General features: G+C 53.2%; 8 protein-coding genes. 6 read left to right on the forward strand and 2 right to left on the reverse strand.

Annotated elements, in window-relative coordinates:
• Positions 1-103: 103 nt before the first annotated feature.
• Positions 104-1,771: a cyclic peptide export ABC transporter gene (locus tag QT230_RS04065; RefSeq protein ID WP_308320287.1), complete on the reverse strand. Its 1,668-nt coding sequence runs from the start codon at positions 1,769-1,771 to the stop codon at positions 104-106.
• A gap of 235 nt (positions 1,772-2,006) precedes the next feature.
• Here QT230_RS04065 and QT230_RS04070 point away from each other — a divergent pair, with 235 nt between their 5' ends.
• From QT230_RS04070 to QT230_RS04095, 6 genes are all read left to right on the forward strand, one after another.
• The gene (locus tag QT230_RS04070; protein WP_308320289.1) at positions 2,007-3,119 is read left to right on the forward strand and encodes a GNAT family N-acetyltransferase; all 1,113 of its coding nucleotides are present in this window, start codon (positions 2,007-2,009) and stop codon (positions 3,117-3,119) included.
• A 23-nt stretch (positions 3,120-3,142) separates the two neighbouring features.
• Positions 3,143-4,438, forward strand: a complete 1,296-nt coding sequence (locus QT230_RS04075; protein ID WP_308320290.1) for a lysine N(6)-hydroxylase/L-ornithine N(5)-oxygenase family protein — start codon at positions 3,143-3,145, stop codon at positions 4,436-4,438.
• Positions 4,439-4,503: 65 nt separating this feature from the next.
• A complete protein-coding gene (locus QT230_RS04080) occupies positions 4,504-5,457 on the forward strand; it encodes an alpha/beta hydrolase (protein ID WP_308320291.1) in 954 nt (317 codons plus the stop codon).
• A gap of 160 nt (positions 5,458-5,617) precedes the next feature.
• Complete coding sequence (locus QT230_RS04085) at positions 5,618-7,822, forward strand: TonB-dependent siderophore receptor (RefSeq protein WP_308320292.1); 2,205 nt, start codon at positions 5,618-5,620, stop codon at positions 7,820-7,822.
• Between the two features lie 206 nt (positions 7,823-8,028).
• Positions 8,029-8,988, forward strand: coding sequence for an ABC transporter substrate-binding protein (locus QT230_RS04090; protein WP_308320293.1), 960 nt, complete (start codon positions 8,029-8,031; stop codon positions 8,986-8,988).
• 154 nt (positions 8,989-9,142) lie between these two features.
• Positions 9,143-10,057, forward strand: coding sequence for an ABC transporter substrate-binding protein (locus QT230_RS04095; protein WP_308320294.1), 915 nt, complete (start codon positions 9,143-9,145; stop codon positions 10,055-10,057).
• A 267-nt stretch (positions 10,058-10,324) separates the two neighbouring features.
• Here the strand turns inward: QT230_RS04095 and QT230_RS04100 are convergent, their stop codons facing one another.
• Entirely contained in the window at positions 10,325-17,641 is a 7,317-nt protein-coding gene (locus tag QT230_RS04100; RefSeq protein WP_308320296.1) for a non-ribosomal peptide synthetase, read from the reverse strand.
• Position 17,642 lies beyond the last annotated feature (1 nt).

Here is a 17,642-nt window from a genome sequence, read left to right on the forward strand (position 1 = left end):
CATAAAGATCACAAACAAAGCGAATGGACAAAATCCTAACGCGCTGATTTGGCATCTTCCCCAGACGCTCTCCGCCTCCTGATTTCAAGGCATCTTGACCGAATCAATTGGCCGCCGTAGAAACCACCTCCGCACTAGTTGGCTGTTCACCACCCACCTGCTCTGGCGCCAACAGCTTCCCACTTTCCAGTCGCACCAACCGATCCGCGAGGTGAAAGTAGCGATCATCGTGGGTGATGACCAGCACTGCCTTGCCCATGCGTTTCAGCTCGGGCAACACCTCGCAATAGAACACCTCTTTGAATAACGGATCCTGATCCGCCGCCCATTCGTCAAACACCAGGAAAGGCCGATCCTCCAGGTAGGCCACTACCAACGCCAGGCGCTTGCGCTGCCCCTGAGAGAGCGCCTGAGTGGTGAAGGCACCGTTTTCAACCCGTACCTTGTGCTGCAGATGCAGCTTGGCCAGCAGGCGGTTGCCCTCTTCGTCGAGATCTTCCCGCGGTGCTTCCAGCAGGCGCTCGAAAAGATAGAAGTCAGAAAAGACGACCGAGAAGAGCTGCCGGTAGGCATCCCAGCCATCCGCCTCGACAGGTTCGCCATTGAGCGACACCTCGCCACCATCCGGCGGATAAAGTCCCACCACCACTTTGGCCAGCGTGGTTTTGCCGCTGCCGTTACCCCCAACCAGGAACACCACTTCCCCCGGCGTAAAGCTTAAATTAATCGGCCCTAGTTCAAAGAAATCATCGCTCTGCTCGTGGTAGTACTGGTGGGTGACGTCACGCAATTCAAGCCGTTGAAAATCAGGCAACTGAGGTGATGTTTGCCTCTCCTGCCCCTGGGGCATCTCGCGGGTGATGTCATCAATTCGGCTAGCGGCTACCCGCGCCATATTGATCCGCGGAATATTGATCAGCAACCCTTCCAGGGGCGTCACCATAAACACAAACACCAGGGCAAAGCCGGTCATTACCTGGGTTTGATTAGGCCCATCCCCCGCCAATACAAACAACACCAGGCCGATGAAGGCATACATCAGGAACTGCCCCCAGCTGGTCGAGATCACGAACAGCGACATGCCATAGGTGCGCAGCCGCCGCACGCCTTCAACCGACTCCCCCAGTATCTGATCCATAAAGACCCGGCTCTTGCGCTGGTGCAGCCGCAGCTCTTTCGCCCCATCGGTAAGCGCACGGAAATGACCAAACAAGCGATCCTGCTCTGACGAGGCACTCTGGAGATAGTGAATAGCGCGTAAGTGCACCAGATGATAGCCGACAGCGCCCAACCCAATCACCCCCAGTGCAAACAAGAACACCTGCCATGACAGCATCGCCAGGTAGCCCAAGCACCCCACCACGATAACCGTATTGGTCAAAATCACCGGCAAGCTAACGAACAGTACCGCCACATTGTTGCTGTGCTCGGTGAGCGCCGATTGGATCCGCGCACTGCCCACACGCTCGAAGTGAGCAAAGGGGGTCTTGGCCACGCACTGGGCGACGAAACTGCGTAACTCCGCCAGGGCACGCTGCCCCAATCGCTCAAACAGTGCCGTCGACACCATTCGACAGACCATCAACGCCACGGCAATGCCCGCGAAGGCCCAGGCAGGGTTGGCATGAGTAGCGGCGCGGCTGGCGGCATCGCTGGTCAACGCAGCATTAATTTGGGCAATCAGCAGCACGCTGAAAAGCCCCGAGAGAATACTGGCCAGCGCGGCGGCGGTCATCAGCCCGCGGGTTCGACGAAACAGATAGGAAAGCACATTCACCTCGTTGGAAAGCGATTGGAAAGCAATTGAAAACCGGCAGCTACCTCTAAAGACGAATCACTCCCGCAAAAAGTTAATCAATTTTTATGTAAACAAGCCTCATTCTCATTCGTCCTTAGATAAGGAAGTCAGTAACGCCGCCCCGTGGCAGGTGATTTTTACGGCTGTTTTTTCATTGTTTTTTTTCGATTCGTTTTTGTGATTCGTTCTTATTGATAGGAGCTTTGCGGTGTCCAGTTCTGTCCAGGCACAAACACAGGTAGACGTACCCTATGAAAGCCCCGCGGAAACCTCTCTGCTCTCACGGCCTGAGGGCTACGGCTATCAAGTCATGGGTGATTCCACCACGCAGTCACTGCTCGTTAAGGGTGATCAAGAACGTCTTGAATGGTCATTGGTTGACGATAGCAACCACTTGACGCTGCGCTGGCCACAGCGCTCCGCGCCACCTCTCCCAGCGTTACTTGCGGCTATCGAAGGAGCTTTTGCCTGTTACCCAGCCACTGTTGCACTACACCTTCAGCTACCCACTGTTGTGCATGCCAACCTGTGTGCAGCCGGCATCGCCGTTAAAGATAGCCATGGAGAACTCTGGGCCTACGCAGAGCTATTTTGGCAGTTGCCAACCCTTTGGCTCACCTCCCCCTCCATGCGTGCCTACCCGCAGCAACCCATTTTGGAGAACGGCAAGCGACATCCACGCCGCCCGCCGCGCCCCAGCGGCACGGTCTATCAGCGCCATATTCCCTGGCTGAATGCCACTCTGAGTTTTCGCGTCCTTGACCTGGAACTCGACCTTGAACGCTTTAGCCGCTGGATGAACGACCCGGTCGTCGCTCACTTCTGGGAAGAACAAGGTGACCTGCAACAGCACCGCGAACGGCTGGAGAGCACGCTGCAAAATCCCAGCGTTGTGCCGCTGATCGGCTGTATTGACGGCGAACCCTTCGGCTACTTCGAAACCTACTGGGCCAAGGAGGATCGCATCGGCGCTTATTACGCTGCCGATGACTTTGATCGCGGCTGGCACGTACTGATCGGCGAAGCTGCTTTTCGCGGGCGGCCTTATGTGGCGGCCTGGATGCCCTCTATCTCGCACTACCTGTTTCTGGACGACTGCCGCACCCAGCGCCTGGTGATCGAGCCCCGCGTGGACAACGCCAAGATGCTGCGAAACCTTGCCCAGTGCGGTTACGCGCATGTTAAGGCGTTCGATTTCCCCCATAAGCGGGCCATGCTCGGCATGCAGCTACGCGAACACTTTTTTAACGAGCGCAGTTGGATACCGCTGCCTCCGCACCCGGGGTCAGCGCCACGACCCGACCCACGCTTCAACCTATAGACACATCAGCCACGAGGACTCTTATGCATATTCACGACTTGATCGGCATCGGCTTCGGCCCCTCCAACATTGCTCTGGCCATTGCCCTCGACGAGCAACGCCACTCAGGGCAAGCACGGGATGCCTTGTTTATTGAGCGCCAGCCCTGCTTTGCCTGGCACCCGCATATGCTGCTGGAAAATGCCCATATGCAGATCTCTTTCCTCAAAGACCTGGTCACACCGCGTAACCCAGGCAGCCGTTTCAGCTTCCTCAATTACCTCCACAGCAAAGGCCGCCTACAGGACTTTATCAACCTGCAGACCTTCTTCCCTAGCCGCCACGAATTCAATGACTACCTAAGCTGGACGGCCAGCCACTTTGAACACCAGTGCGCCTACGGAGAGGATGTGTTTGAAGTACTGCCCGAAACTGACAATGACGAGGTCGCCTACCTACGCGTTCGCTCAAGGGATGAAAGTGGCGCAGTACAGGAAAGGCTCACCCGTTCACTGGTGGTCAGCGTAGGCGGCGCGCCCAATGTGCCTGAATGCTTCGCTGAGCTAAAAGACGACCCGCGGGTCTTCCACTCCAGCCACTACCTCCGGGAGCTAGCGAAGCAAGACGCCCCCAAACGCATCGCTGTAATCGGTGCGGGCCAGAGTGCCGCTGAGATATTCCTTGATCTGCACAACCGCGAAGGTATTCAGGTGGATCTTATTAGCCGGGCATGGGCCTTTAAGCCCTCGGACGACAGCCCCTTCGTCAACGAGATATTCAATCCCGAATACACCGACTACGTGTTCAACAACCCCACCGGCCAGCGGGAAGCATTGCTGCAGGAGTACAAAAGCACCAACTACTCTGCCCCTGACTTGGCGCTGATTCAGGAAATTTACGATGTGTTCTATCAGCAAAAAGTGACCGGCCAGGCCCGCCACCGCTTCCGTCGCCGTCATGAGGTTATCGGCAGTCAAGCAGGCCCAGAAGGCGTTGAGCTAAACGTGCGTGATTTGGAGACTGGCCATACGGATATCACCCGCTACGACGCCGTGGTGTTAGCCACCGGCTATGTACGCGATACCCATAAACGGCTACTGGCCCCCGTTGCGGACTACCTGCCTGATTTTGCCGTCAACCGCCACTATCAGCTTTACACCAAGCCTGAGTTCAAACCGGCTATTTTCCTGCAAGGCAGCTGCGAACCCACCCATGGTTTGAGCGATACCCTGCTGTCGATTTTGGCGGCGCGGACAAGTGAGATTTGTGAAGTACTTAATGAGGCGCTACCAGCGGCCCATTCAGAGGCATCAATTCCATCGCTAGTAAGCACGGACTAACCAAGCACTATCAACGCATGGCCGTTCTCCTAGAGCGGCCCTTAATACCGAGACTTACGCCCATTATGTCCTTACATCCTGATGTCGCCGCTTTCTTAGACCTGATCGCCGATAGCGGCAATCCGCCTTTCCACTCGCTCTCACCAGAACAGGCACGCGCTGCCTACGAGGCATCATCACAGATGCTTGATGAGCCAATAGCTAACGATGCAACGTCCCTGAGTATCACCTGCCGAGATGGACACCGTATAGAACTACGCCGCTACCAAGGCGAGGAGTCTTTATCGCCCACCCTGCTCTACTTCCATGGCGGCGGCTACCTACTGGGCAGCCTGGACTCCCACGATTCACTCTGCCAAAGCATCGCTCAGGCGGCTGGCTACACAGTGCTGGCTGTCGACTATCGCCTGGCCCCCGAGCACAAGTTTCCGACGGCTTTTCACGATGCTGAAGATGCCTATTGCTGGTTGCTGAAGCATGGAGAAGAGATGGGCATCAATACATCACGTATCGCCGTCGGTGGTGACAGTGTAGGCGGCACCCTCGCCACGGCTCTTTGCATGTCAGCGCGTGATAATGGTTGGCACCCTCCACGCTGCCAGATTTTGCTCTACCCCTGCACCAGTGCCTGGCAGGACAGCGAGTCTCACCGCCGATACGCACAAGGCTACCTGCTAGAAGCAGACACCCTGCAGTGGATGTTTGGCCACTATCTCAATAGCGATGAGGAGCGCCACGACTGGCGCTTTGCGCCGTTGGAGGCGGCAGAACTCAAAAACCTACCGCCTGCGTTTATCGCCCTGGCCGAACATGATCCCCTGGTCGACGAAGGCATCGCTTACGTGAACCGTTTACAGCAAGCGAACGTGGATATCCAACTGACTGTTTACCCCGGTATGGTGCACGACTTCGCACGACTAGGCAGCATCGCGCCCGAAGCAACCGGTCAGGTACGCGCGGATATCGCCAAGGCGCTACGGCACCATCTCAGTCACTATCCAAGCCCATCAGATGTTTAATTGCCGCCGCATGGGGCGCTGCATGGATGGTAAATGCAGCGCCTCTAGTCACAGGTACCTTTTTAAGCAACAGAGTGTTGCAAGAGCGTACAAATTCAGAACATAATGCTAATAATAACAATTACTATTAACATACAAAATATCATGCAAGGGGATTACTATGCACCAACTTCGTACCGGCCTGCGCAGGCACCTGCTCACTGTGGCCATTGCCAATGCCTGCGCGGCAACCCTATTCGCGGCTCCGGCGGCTCTCGCTCAAGGCACCACAACGCAGGAGTCAGAAAACGACGAAGCGATCAATACATTACCCACCGTCCAGGTAACCGGCGAGTACCTGCGTGATGCTTCGACGGAAGGAACAGGCTCATACACAACTGACTCAATGAATACCGCGACGCGGCTAGGCTTATCCATTCGTGAAACACCGCAATCAGTATCAGTTATCAGCCGACAGCTGATTGATGATATGCAGTTGGAATCACTGGCGGATGTGGTCAATACAACGACGGGCCTCACTTCAACCCAGCAAGATAGCCAAAGACATGTTTTTTCAGCACGTGGATTTGAGATTAATAATTATCAAATTGATGGTATACCCACAGCTTGGGAAAGTGGTTATTCCGCTGGTGAATCACAAATGGACACCATACTTTATGACCGTATTGAAGTAGTGCGCGGTGCTAGTGGCTTGACTTCCGGTGCGGGAGATCCTTCGGCTGCGATTAACCTTGTGCGTAAAAAAGCGGATAGTGAGGAGTTTACTGGACATACCACTGTCAGTGCTGGCAGTTGGGATCGCTATCAGGGGACTGTGGATATTTCGACGCCGTTAAATGAAGCTGGAACAGTGCGTGGTCGCGTCGTTGGCAGCTATCTTGAAGAAGGTTCTTTTGTTGATTCGCTGGAAAATGAAAAATCTGTGCTTTATGGCACTTTAGCTGCCGATCTCACTGATAATACATTGATGAACATTGGTATCAGCCAACAGCAAAACAGGCCCACAGGCTCAACTTGGGGTGGTTTGCCTGTTTGGTTTAGTAATGGAGAAAGAACAGATTGGTCTCGCTCTAAAACGGTCGGCGCAGACTGGACAAGATGGGATTCTGAAGTCACTAATTACTTCGTCAACCTCGAGCACAATTTTGATTCAGGCGCATCACTTTACGCAGCTTATAGCAACAATATTAATCATGCTGATTTACCATTAGTCTATTTGTACGGTGCTCCAGATAGGCAAACCGGCCTTGGAATGGGGGCGTTTCCGGCTTGGTACGAATTTGAACGAGAGCAGGATAATATCGATATCTATGGTAACCTGCCATTTGCATTTTCTGGTCGCGACCATGAGGTGACTGTAGGTCTGATGCACAGTAAGCAGGACTTTACCTCTGAGCGGCGGAATCCACTGAGTGCACCACCAGTCGGAAATTTCTATGAATGGGATGGCTCTTATCCAGACCCTGGGTGGGGCCCAAAAACATCCTATACAAGAAAAGAAACTGAACAACTTGGTGGTTATGGAGCTTTACGCTTATCACTGACTGACCCACTGACACTTATCCTGGGTAGTCGCATTACCAATTGGGAAACTGAAGGCATAAAAACAAATGGTGACTTCTATGAGTTTAATCATCATCAGGTAGTCACACCCTATGCCGGCTTAATCTACGATATTAATAATGTCTATTCAGCTTACGTTAGCTATACAGATATTTTCAATCCTCAGGACGCGCAGGATAGAAATGGCAATTATCTTGACCCACTTGAAGGTAAAAACTATGAAACCGGCATTAAAGCGGAGTATTTTGAAGGGCGTTTGAACGCCATGCTATCAGTATTTCGTATTGACCAGGATAACTTGGCACAGCCCGATACGGGATATTTGGTTCCTGGAACCACTAACCAGGCCTCATATGCTGCGGAAGGCACTACCAGTATCGGCTATGAGTTTGAAGTGTCAGGTGCTATTACCGATGATTGGAATCTTATGTTCGGGTGGTCACAGTTCCAGGCTGAAGATTCTGATGGCTCAGCAGTAAATACCGCTCAACCTCGTCGTACCGCGACCTTGTTCACTACCTATCAACTAAATGATTTAACCCTTGGCGGTGGTTTCAATTGGCAAAGTTCCAACTACACAATGGTAACCAACCCTTTGGGAAATAGTGAAGAAGTAAAACAGGGTAGTTATGCGCTTACTCACCTAATGGCCAGATATCAGATGACACCGGAATTAAGCGCTCAATTGAATGTAAACAATCTATTTGATGAGAAGTATTACACCAACAGTGGTGCTTGGTTCGGGCAGTTAGCGTACGGCGCTCCACGTAGCGCAAACTTGACATTAAAATATGATTTCTAAAGCATCAGCATAGCAATATTTAAAACTTTCGCATCAGATGTTTACCCAGCCCTATCTATTTAGGGCTGGGTATTTTAACAAAGAACATTACTGCCAAAAGATAATATTTTCTAATGCATGTCTAGGCACCGGCATCGGTGGATTATCCTTTTAACTTAACACCTTAACCCATGGCAGTCATGATACATGTCTCTAAGGCGCGACACATGAAGTTTTTCACGACAGTACTAGCGTTTCTTACATTCTGCAGCATTGCATATGCTGGCGAAAGGCAACCCATTGCCACTTTCGACTGGGCTGTTTCAGAAACCCTGAGTATGCTGGATATTGGCCCGCTAGGCGTAACGCAACTGGAAACTTATAACGAGTGGGCAAATAACGGGCTTATCACATATGATGCTATAGATCTTGGCTTTGGCTCGATGCCAAACCTTGAGCTGATGTCACACCTAAACCCTTCACTAATAATAGGGGGTCTTACACGTCCGAATGAAAAACTATCGCATATCGCGCCCACAGAAAATATCTCCCTATTTCCGATTACGGGCGACCCTTGGCAGGCAGTGCAAGACTTCACTCTGGCTTTAGCGGAGCGACTGGGGCGTCAAGAACATGCAAAGCGTCTTATCCTCGAATATGAACAACAACTTAGTAGGCTCAGCCATAAGCTTTCTGAAGAACAAGCCCCCCTTCTTATTATCCAATTTAGGGATGATCGACATGTCTGGATATATGGAGGAAATAGTCTGCTTCAGGGTGTCTTAGATCAGCTCGGCCTTACTAATGCCTGGAATCAACCAACAAACCATGTAGGTGTTTCTGTCGTTAGTATCGATGAACTACCTGCCATTGAAGGTAGATTGGTTGTTTTGAAGAGCCCTCATTATACTGACAGCATTGGTGATCGCCTCAACCGTGGCGGACTATGGCAGGCGTTGTTACGTCTTCGCAGTAGCAATACTATCTACCTTCCAGTCAATTACTGGACTCTGGGAGGCCTCCCCTCTGCCATGCGTTTCGCTGAAACATTGGTAGAAACGCTTGATTTAGTGAATGAGGCTCCTCATCTGCATACATCCAACGCCTTTCCAGCGCACGATTCTGGAATGGATCTATCTCTGAGTGATTTGGCTGGTCTAGCTTTTCACCTACTCACCGAAGCTTAGTCTACCTAGAGATGCTGAGGCAGAAAGTTGAATGCTACTAGCTATCCCTTGGAACCTACCCTTCGCTTAATCGGCTCTGCAAAGAGGTATATAGCCCACTCGGAAAGAACGGAAAATATCACCTAACACCAGTATATCTAGCGATGGAAAAACGATGAAAAAAGCATACCTATATTACATAAAAATCAATCAAAGCTATGGTATTCATCACCACAAAGCACTGTGCCGCGTAGTGGCGATATATATAGCTATAGTTTTATACTTCCCTACCCCTGTTCACGCCCACGCCCCTTCCATCATCACAAATAGTTGGACGTTGGCTGAAACTTTAATTGCCTTGGATAGCCCCCCACAAGCTATCGCCATGACTGAAGACTATGAAACCTGGGGGCATGATAATTTGCCAACAGAAGTTAAAAATATTGGTTTGATTCAGCAACCTAATTTAGAACTCATAGCTCAGCTTTCTCCTCATCTATTCTTAACAGAAGAATACTTCAGACTAGATGAGCGAATAGCACAGCGTTTTACAACGTTAACTTTACCACAACATGACAGAAGTGTGAGTACTTGGGAAGGTCTAGTATTGCTTACTCAAGAAGTATCGGCATCTGCTAATACACATCTCTCACATGAGGAGCTGCTTAATGAGTATGAGGCAAAAATTGACAACCTTAAAGAAAGATTAGAAAACTTCATTTCTCCCCTACTGATCATTTATATACTAGATGACAGACATGTTAGGGTTTTTGGCGAAGGTAGTCTTGTTCACACAATGCTAGAAAAGCTTGGAATTACTAATGCTTGGAATAAACCAACAAGCCGATGGGGTTTTTCGGTTGTGACCACTGATGAACTTATAAATATAGATGCCCAGCTTGTGATTATCAAAAAACCAGGGGCGTACAATAACTTTAACCCCCAAAATCATAACTCCGGATTATGGGGCTATATTCCTAGTATCAAGAATGGAACAGCAATATCTACACCTCCCTTTTGGATGTTCGGCGGATTGCCGTCAGCATATCAATTTGCTAGCAACTTGGTAGATAGCCTGGAAAGGAACTAGCGGCACATCAGCATGCTTGATCGCCAACTAAGTGTTTATGTGCATAAACGTGCCGCAGGCAACTTACCTTAAAAGTCACCGCTTTACATGAAGAGCTATGCAGACGAGCTTATCAATCGATAAACTTTATCAACCAGTCAACTTTCAAGCCAAACGCTGTCATCTCTCAGAGATAGCACCCCGCATCACTAGAATCGACACTGATTACTCCAACGGCCACCTCTGATGGGTGGCCGAGAAGAGAAAATATTTTTAGCAATCAACCATTCATACTAGTTCCTCCGCTGCAAAGGTTACCCAATTCCCCCCGTCCTGCAATTCCCCCACCAGCTGCAGCACCAGCGAATCACTGGAAACTATCGAGAAGTGATCCTCAGAAGTTTCAATAGCACGACGTGGCGCTTGCCCCACTTGATGCGTTAGTGCTTGCCGTTCCTCTTGTGGACGCCCTTCAGACCACCAATAATCCGCCTCACAGCTCAGCGTCGGCAAAGTATCGGTCTGCAGGGAAAGCCTCTTCAGATGGCGCGCCACACAGAAGATCCGGGCCAGTTCTTCACCACCCAGTGCAGCATAACCTTCCCGTCCGTTTGCCATATCTGACGCCAGTAAGCGTTCTAGCATAGTGGCGAGTTCCGTTTCGCTTGGCTCCTTACGGGGCGCTTTGTGAGTACTATTGGCAACGCTCTCAGATGAAATGCTCGGCAAGATGACTGACACAAAGGCCGCAAAATCCTGCAGCCAGTCATCTTCGCTCGTCTGGCCGCTACCGGGGATATAGGGATCGACCAGTGCCAACAGGCTCACCTCCTGGGCTTGCTTTTCAAGCCGTGCCGCGATCATTGCTGCCAAGGTACCACCTAGGGACCACCCTAATAACCGATAGGAGCCCTGAGGCTGCAAGCTAAGGATAGTTGTCGCATAGTCATCAGCCATCGCTTCCAGCGATGTATCACAATGTTGCGGGTCGGTTAGCATCCGGCACGGCAGTCCATATACCGTGCATACTCCCTGTAAACGCCGTGCCAGCGGTTGATAGTCGTAAAGGGTGCCCATACCAGCATGCACGCAAAACAGCGGTGACTGCCCCTGACTCTCGCCATTGAGCATAACTACGCCATCCAGCAAGGCAACCGAAGCTTCTCCCAGCCCCAACAGGCCAGCAATGGTTGGCTTCTGCATCAGATCACGCAGTTTAAAATCAAGCGTGCTCTCCTTTAGGGCGCGCACTCGGCTCAACACTTTCAGGCTCAGCAGGGAGTCTCCACCCAGTTCGAAGAAGTTGTCGGTTTCACCGACTCGCTCAATACCCAATACTTCCTGCCAAATCTCGGCGAGTTGGCGGGCTTCCGGTGTAGAGGGGGCCACGTGCTCGCGGTTTTCATCCAGCCGCGGCTCAGGCAGCGCCGACTGATCCAACTTGCCATTGACCATGCGTGGCAGGGCTGTCAGTACCATCATATGTGCTGGCACCATATAGTCGGGCAGATGTGCTTCGAAATACCGACGTGCACGTTGCACTAATCGAGTGTTATCCGCCTCATCAGCTACCAGATAAGCAACCAACTGATGCCCAGTCGAGGATTCATGGGTAACGATGGCAACATCACTCACGCCAGGTATTTCGCGGGCACGTGCCTCTATCTCACCCAGCTCAATACGGAAGCCACGTACCTTCACTTGATGATCCGCACGGCCCATATATTCCATATCGTTATCTTCTCTCCAGCGCACCAGATCCCCAGTGCGGTAGAGTCGCCCGCCCAAGGTGTCGAAGGGATCAGCCACAAAGCGCTCGGCAGTCAAGCCGGTACGTCCAAGATAGCCCCGCGCCAAACCATAACCTCCGATATACAACTCACCCACAACGCCCTTGGGTACCGGTTGCAGGTTGTCGTCCAGCACGTAGAGCGACCGCTCGCCAACGGGGCGACCAATCGGTGCATAGGCACAGTCAAAGGTCTCCTCGGCGGGTGTCTTCCATAGCAGTGGTGTCACCACCGTTTCGGTGGGCCCATAGCCATTGATGAACCAGCGCGGCCGCAGTGTGCGGCGCGCTTTGTCATAGGCTGCCTTGGGCATCGCCTCGCCACCGAAGACGTAAAGCTCCACCGGCGGCGTATCATCACGCCCTTCTGCCCAGTCAGCGACTTGATTCAAATAGGCCGGAGGGAAAGCCACGTTCGCTGCCCGATAGCGTTGCAGGGCCGTGTAGGCTTGTTCCGCGGTCCATAACTCTTCTTCCCGAATTGCTAGGCTCATCCCCGAGCACAGGGCTGTCAGCCAGCGCTCATGAGCTCCATCGAAGGAGAATGACATGAAGTGTAACTCGCAGGAGTCGGGTTCCATGTCATAGAGTTCGCTAATTGCCTGGCAATGCATCGCCAGCGGGCCATGTGCCACTGTAACGCCTTTAGGCGTACCGGTAGAGCCCGAGGTATAGATCACGTAAGCCAGCGACTCTTCGTGCACGGCCACATCGGGATCAGCATCGTCATAACGGCTTAGATCAAGCGCCTCGCAATCCACATAAGGTATACCCTCCACCGCTGCCAAACGCGGCAGTACCCCGTGCTGCGTAAGCAGCAGGGCCATGCCACTATCCTTGATCATAAAACTCAGACGTTCGGGCGGATAGGTCGGGTCGAGTGGCACATAAGCGCCGCCCGCTTTGAGCACGGCCAGCAGAGTTACAATGACTTGGGGCGAGCGCTCCAGCGCCACGCCGACCCGCACATCGGGCCCCACCCCTTGCTCGCGCAGATAATGGGCAAGGCGATTAGCCTGAGCGTTGAGCTGCACATGGCTTAAAGTCTGGTCACCCATACGAAGTACAGTGCTATCTGGCTGTGTATCCGCATGCGCAGCGATGCGGCGATGCACTGGCATGCGGGAGAAGCCACTACGGCCACTCTGGCCTAATTCACTCAGCGCATCCCATCGAGCTGATTCAATCCATTCCAGCTCACCCACAGGCCGATCCGGCGACTCCGCCATCTGACGAATGAGCAGCTCCATAGCGCATTTCAGTTCATCAATGAACGGCTCTGGGAAGTCCCGTCGGCTATAGCAGTACTCGATCTCCAGCTCATCGTCGATCACCACCTGCAGATCCATCGCGTAGCCAGTTATGCCTTCCCCGGCAACCTCACCAAAGCGCAGACCATGCCGCTGCTGATCACGCATTGTTCTATCGACGGGGAAGTTCTCAAATACAATGATACTGTCGAACAAGGCGCGGCCCGATGACCCAGACCAGCGTTGGATATCTGCTAACGCGGCATGTTCATACTCACGAATGCCCAGATTGGTCGCCTGCACACTCTGCAAGTAAGCACCCACACTCTGCTCAGGCAGCACCGTCAACGCCACGGGGATAGTGTTGATAAACAGGCCTACCATCTCCTCAGCGCCTTGCAGGCTCGGTGGGCGGCCGGAGACCGTCGCGCCAAACACCACCCGTTCCTGATGACAGTAGCGCTGCAGTAGCACCCCCCAAGCTGCCTGTATTAAAGTGTTTAGAGTCACGCGCTGCCGCTGGGCAGCAGCTTTTAGGAGCGCGGTATCTTGCCGTCCTAGACGGGTATAGCGTTTGGCGAATCCCTGGGCCTCACCCTCTTGACGGCTCGACTCGGCCAACAGCGTCGGCCCTTCCAGCCCCACCAGTTCCGATGTCCAGAAGGCTTGAGTCGAAGCGGCATCCTGACGCTGCAACCAGCGAATGTAGTCACCGTAGGGCCTCCCAGCAGCCACCAAAGGCTCTTCCGCATAGCTGGCCAGCCACTCGTTAATTAGACGGGCTTCAGACCAGCCATCGGACAAGATATGATGCCGAGTCCATATCAATTGATAGCGGTCATCATCAAGCCGAATTAAATGCAGCCAGGCTAATGGGGGGGTCAGCCAGTCAATTTGGCGCTTGAGCACTTGCTCAGCATAGGTGGCGAGGGACTCTTCGAGCGTATCTTTCTTACTACGCCAATCCAACTGTACGATTTCTGGCTCCACTTGCGTAAAGACAAGTTGTAGTGGACGCGCCATACCCGCCTGCCATAAGAAACCCGTTCTTAGCGTGGCATGGCGCTCAACCATCGCTTGCCAAGCTCTCACTAGTCTATCGGCATCCAAGCCACTGACGTCTACGTTCAATTGATTGACGTAGAGCCCCGGCTCTTCCGCTTCAAGAGAGTGGAAGAACATCCCCTCTTGTGTGGGCGACAGGGGGTAAACATCTTCGATATTGTCCTGGTCTAAGCCTAGGGCTTCGATCTGCTCACTGCTCAGATAATCCGCCAATTCATTGAGCTCAACCTCACATCCTTGCGCTTCCTCCTGCGCACCGGTCGCATTAAACGCCAGCTGGGCTATGCTCTGATGCTCAAAGACTTGCCGAGGAGTGACCGTCCAACCAGCCCGTTGCAACCGAGAGACGATCTGCAGGCTGAGAATAGAATCCCCACCCAGCTCAAAGAAGTTGTCGTGCCGCCCCACCTGCTCGACTCCAAGTATCTCTGACCAGATCTCTGCCAGCGCTTCTTCTATTTCGCCTTGAGGCGGTTCGTACAGCGAACCACTGGTCAAATCCGGCTCGGGTAGGGCCTTGCGGTCTACTTTACCGTTAGCATTCAGCGGCAGTATATCGAGGGTGACCACAACTCCCGGCACCATATAATCCGGTAGCTTTTGACCCAACGTCTCACGTAGTAAGGTGCTATCGAGTTCACCATCGGTCTGGGGAACCACATAGGCCACCAGCCTCGAGCCACTGGGGCCTTCTTGCGCTACCACCACCGCCTCGCGAACCTCCGGCAGAGCTAATAGCTCGGCTTCGATCTCGCCTAGTTCAATACGCAAGCCGCGAATCTTCACTTGATGATCAAGACGGCCCAGGTACTCGAGCTGACCATCGACACGCCAGCGCACCAAGTCGCCGGTGCGGTAGAGGCGCTCGCCCTGCGCAAACGGATCGGCGACAAAACGTTCTGAGGTAAGGTCAGGGCGATGGAGGTATCCCCGTGCTAAGCCCACGCCACCAAGATAGAGCTCACCCGCGACTCCGGGCGGCGCCAAATTAAGATCGCCATCCAGTACGTAGGTGCGAATACCGGCGATCGGCTGGCCGATCGCTACCTGGTTGCGCCCATCGTCTTGGCAAGTCCAGTGGGTAACATCAATCGCTGCTTCGGTGGGACCATAGAGATTGTAGAGTCCTGTGTGAGGCAAACGGGCAAACACCTGATTCTGCAGTTCAGTTGGCAACGCTTCGCCGCTGCATACCAGACGCGTCAGGCTTTTGCAGGCTTCTACCTCGCCATGGGCCAGGAAGGCCTGCAACATTGAAGGTACGAAATGTAGCGTGGTGATTCCGTGGGTACGGATCAATTCGACCAGTTGGGCTGGCTCACGGTGGGATCCTGGTGGCGCCATCACCAGTCGGGCGCCCTGCATTAGCGGCCAGAAGAATTCCCATACAGAAACATCAAAGCTGAAGGGCGTTTTCTGTAGCACCGCATCGTCGGCCGTTAAGCCATAAGCACTCTGCATCCACTGTAGGCGATTGGTCAGGGCATGGTGACGGTTGGCCGCTCCTTTGGGTCGCCCGGTGGAGCCCGAGGTGTAAATCACATAAGCAAGATGTTCACCGTGCAGTTCTACCTCTGGGTTGGTTGACGCATGATGTGTCACATCCAACCGATCCAACTCGATAACGCTCAGCCCACCGGCCACCGGCAACGTATCACGTAGATGCTGCTGGGTAATCAGCAACTCGATACCGCTGTCCTCTACCATATAGACCAGCCGCTCGCTCGGATAATCCGGATCCAACGGCACATAGGCACCGCCCGCCTTGAGAATCGCCAGCAACCCCACCACCATCTTGATGGAGCGTTCCATAGCGATGCCCACTCGGGTCTCTGGCTTTACGCCAAGGCCGATCAAATAGTGTGAAAGACGATTCGCGTGGGTATTAAGTTCAGCGTAGCTGAGTGACTGATCAGCAAATACGAGCGCCGTAGCTTCTGGGGTTACCGCAGCTTGGCGTTCAATTAGGTGGTGGACAGGCGAAGCATTGGGATACCGCTGAGAGCCTTTGCCCCACTCCTGTAATTGACGTTGTTCGCCCTTATCAAGCAACTCAATATCCCCCAGCGCACACTCCGACATTTCTGCCAACGCCTCTAGAATGACGGCGTAGTGCTGCGCTAGGCGCTCAAGGGTAGTTGTGTCGAATAATTCTTCAGCGTAAACGAAGCTGGCCTCTAGGCGGCCATCCGAGCGCTCTACCACATTCAGCGTCAGCTCGAACTGCGCCTCGCTCTTCCCTAGTGGCCAACTACGTAGCTCCAGTCCAGGTAGAACCCGCAGCTCGTCTTGATCCTGCCGCTGATGATTAAACATCACTTGGAATAGTGGTGTGTGGCTCAGGCTCCGCTCGGGCTGAAGTGCTTCCACCAATTGCTCAAAGGGCAGATCCTGATGCTCTTGAGCGCCAAGCGCCACAAGCTTACACTGTTCCAACGCTTCAGCTAGACTTAAGCGGCTACTCAACTGGTTGCGCAACACTTGAGTATTAACAAAGAAGCCCACCACGCCCTGGGTTTCCGTCCGGTGGCGGTTGGCGATTGGCACGCCGACCCGAATATCTTCCTGCCCCGTATATCGATACAGCAGCGCTTGGAAACCAGCGAGTAACGTCATAAACAGGGTGACACCCTGAGCTTGGGTTCGCTTGCGCAGCCCGTTTATCAGTGACTCTGGGAGCACCATATGGTGGCGCGCAGCGTGATAATGTCCATCGTTACGGCGTGGGCGATCAGTCGGCAACAGCAGTACTGGGTGTTCGTCACCAAGTTCCGTCTGCCAATAGGCGAGCTGGCGCTCTTTCTCGCCCGCTTCCATCCATTGACGCTGCCAGAGTGCATAATCAGCGTACTGAATCGGCAGGGCTAGCGGCTGCCACGTCTCACCCGTTACCCGAGCGGAGTAGTCCGCTGCAAACTCATCGATGATCAACTGCATCGACCAGCCATCGGAGATGATATGGTGCATTACCACCACCAACAAGTGCTCATCTTCAGCTAAACGCAGTATCCCCACGCGCAAAAGTGGCCCCTGCTCCAGATCGAAAGGATCATGGCGCAGAGCAACCTGATTCTCTATCGCCGCTTCGCGTTCATCCTTCGGCATATGGGCTAGGTCAACTTCATGCCATGCGAAGTTGCTCTCGGCCTGCACCACTTGCATCACCCCATCCTCGCCATCGTCACGGAAGACCGTGCGCAATGCCTCATGACGAGATATTAAGGCGGTGAAGCTACCCCTCAATGCCTCCGTATCCAGCGAGCCCTTAAGGGTTAGAGCACCCGTAATATGGTAAGCGCTGCTTTGGGGATCCAAGCGCCACAGAAACCATTGCCGAACTTGAGAATAGGAAAGTTCACTTCGCTCCTGAGTCTTTCGCCTAACGATTGGCAACTGCGAAAAGTCGATACCCTGTTGCCTCAAAGCCCCAAGAAATGCGCTCTGCTTATCCCGTGCCAGATGTGCGAAACGCTCAGCAATCGTGTGTTTATTGAGTTCCATA

Origin of the sequence: Halomonas sp. SpR8 (genome assembly GCF_031010195.1) — a bacterium.
Taxonomy (GTDB): Bacteria; Pseudomonadota; Gammaproteobacteria; order Pseudomonadales; family Halomonadaceae; genus Vreelandella.

Coding starts and splice junctions, on each gene's coding strand:
- QT230_RS04075 (WP_308320290.1), top strand. CDS start 3,143: ATGCATATTCACGACTTGATCGGCATCGGCTTCGGCCCCTCCAACATT.
- QT230_RS04080 (WP_308320291.1), top strand. CDS start 4,504: ATGTCCTTACATCCTGATGTCGCCGCTTTCTTAGACCTGATCGCCGAT.
- QT230_RS04085 (WP_308320292.1), top strand. CDS start 5,618: ATGCACCAACTTCGTACCGGCCTGCGCAGGCACCTGCTCACTGTGGCC.
- QT230_RS04090 (WP_308320293.1), top strand. CDS start 8,029: ATGAAGTTTTTCACGACAGTACTAGCGTTTCTTACATTCTGCAGCATT.
- QT230_RS04095 (WP_308320294.1), top strand. CDS start 9,143: ATGAAAAAAGCATACCTATATTACATAAAAATCAATCAAAGCTATGGT.
- QT230_RS04100 (WP_308320296.1), bottom strand. CDS start 17,641: ATGGAACTCAATAAACACACGATTGCTGAGCGTTTCGCACATCTGGCA.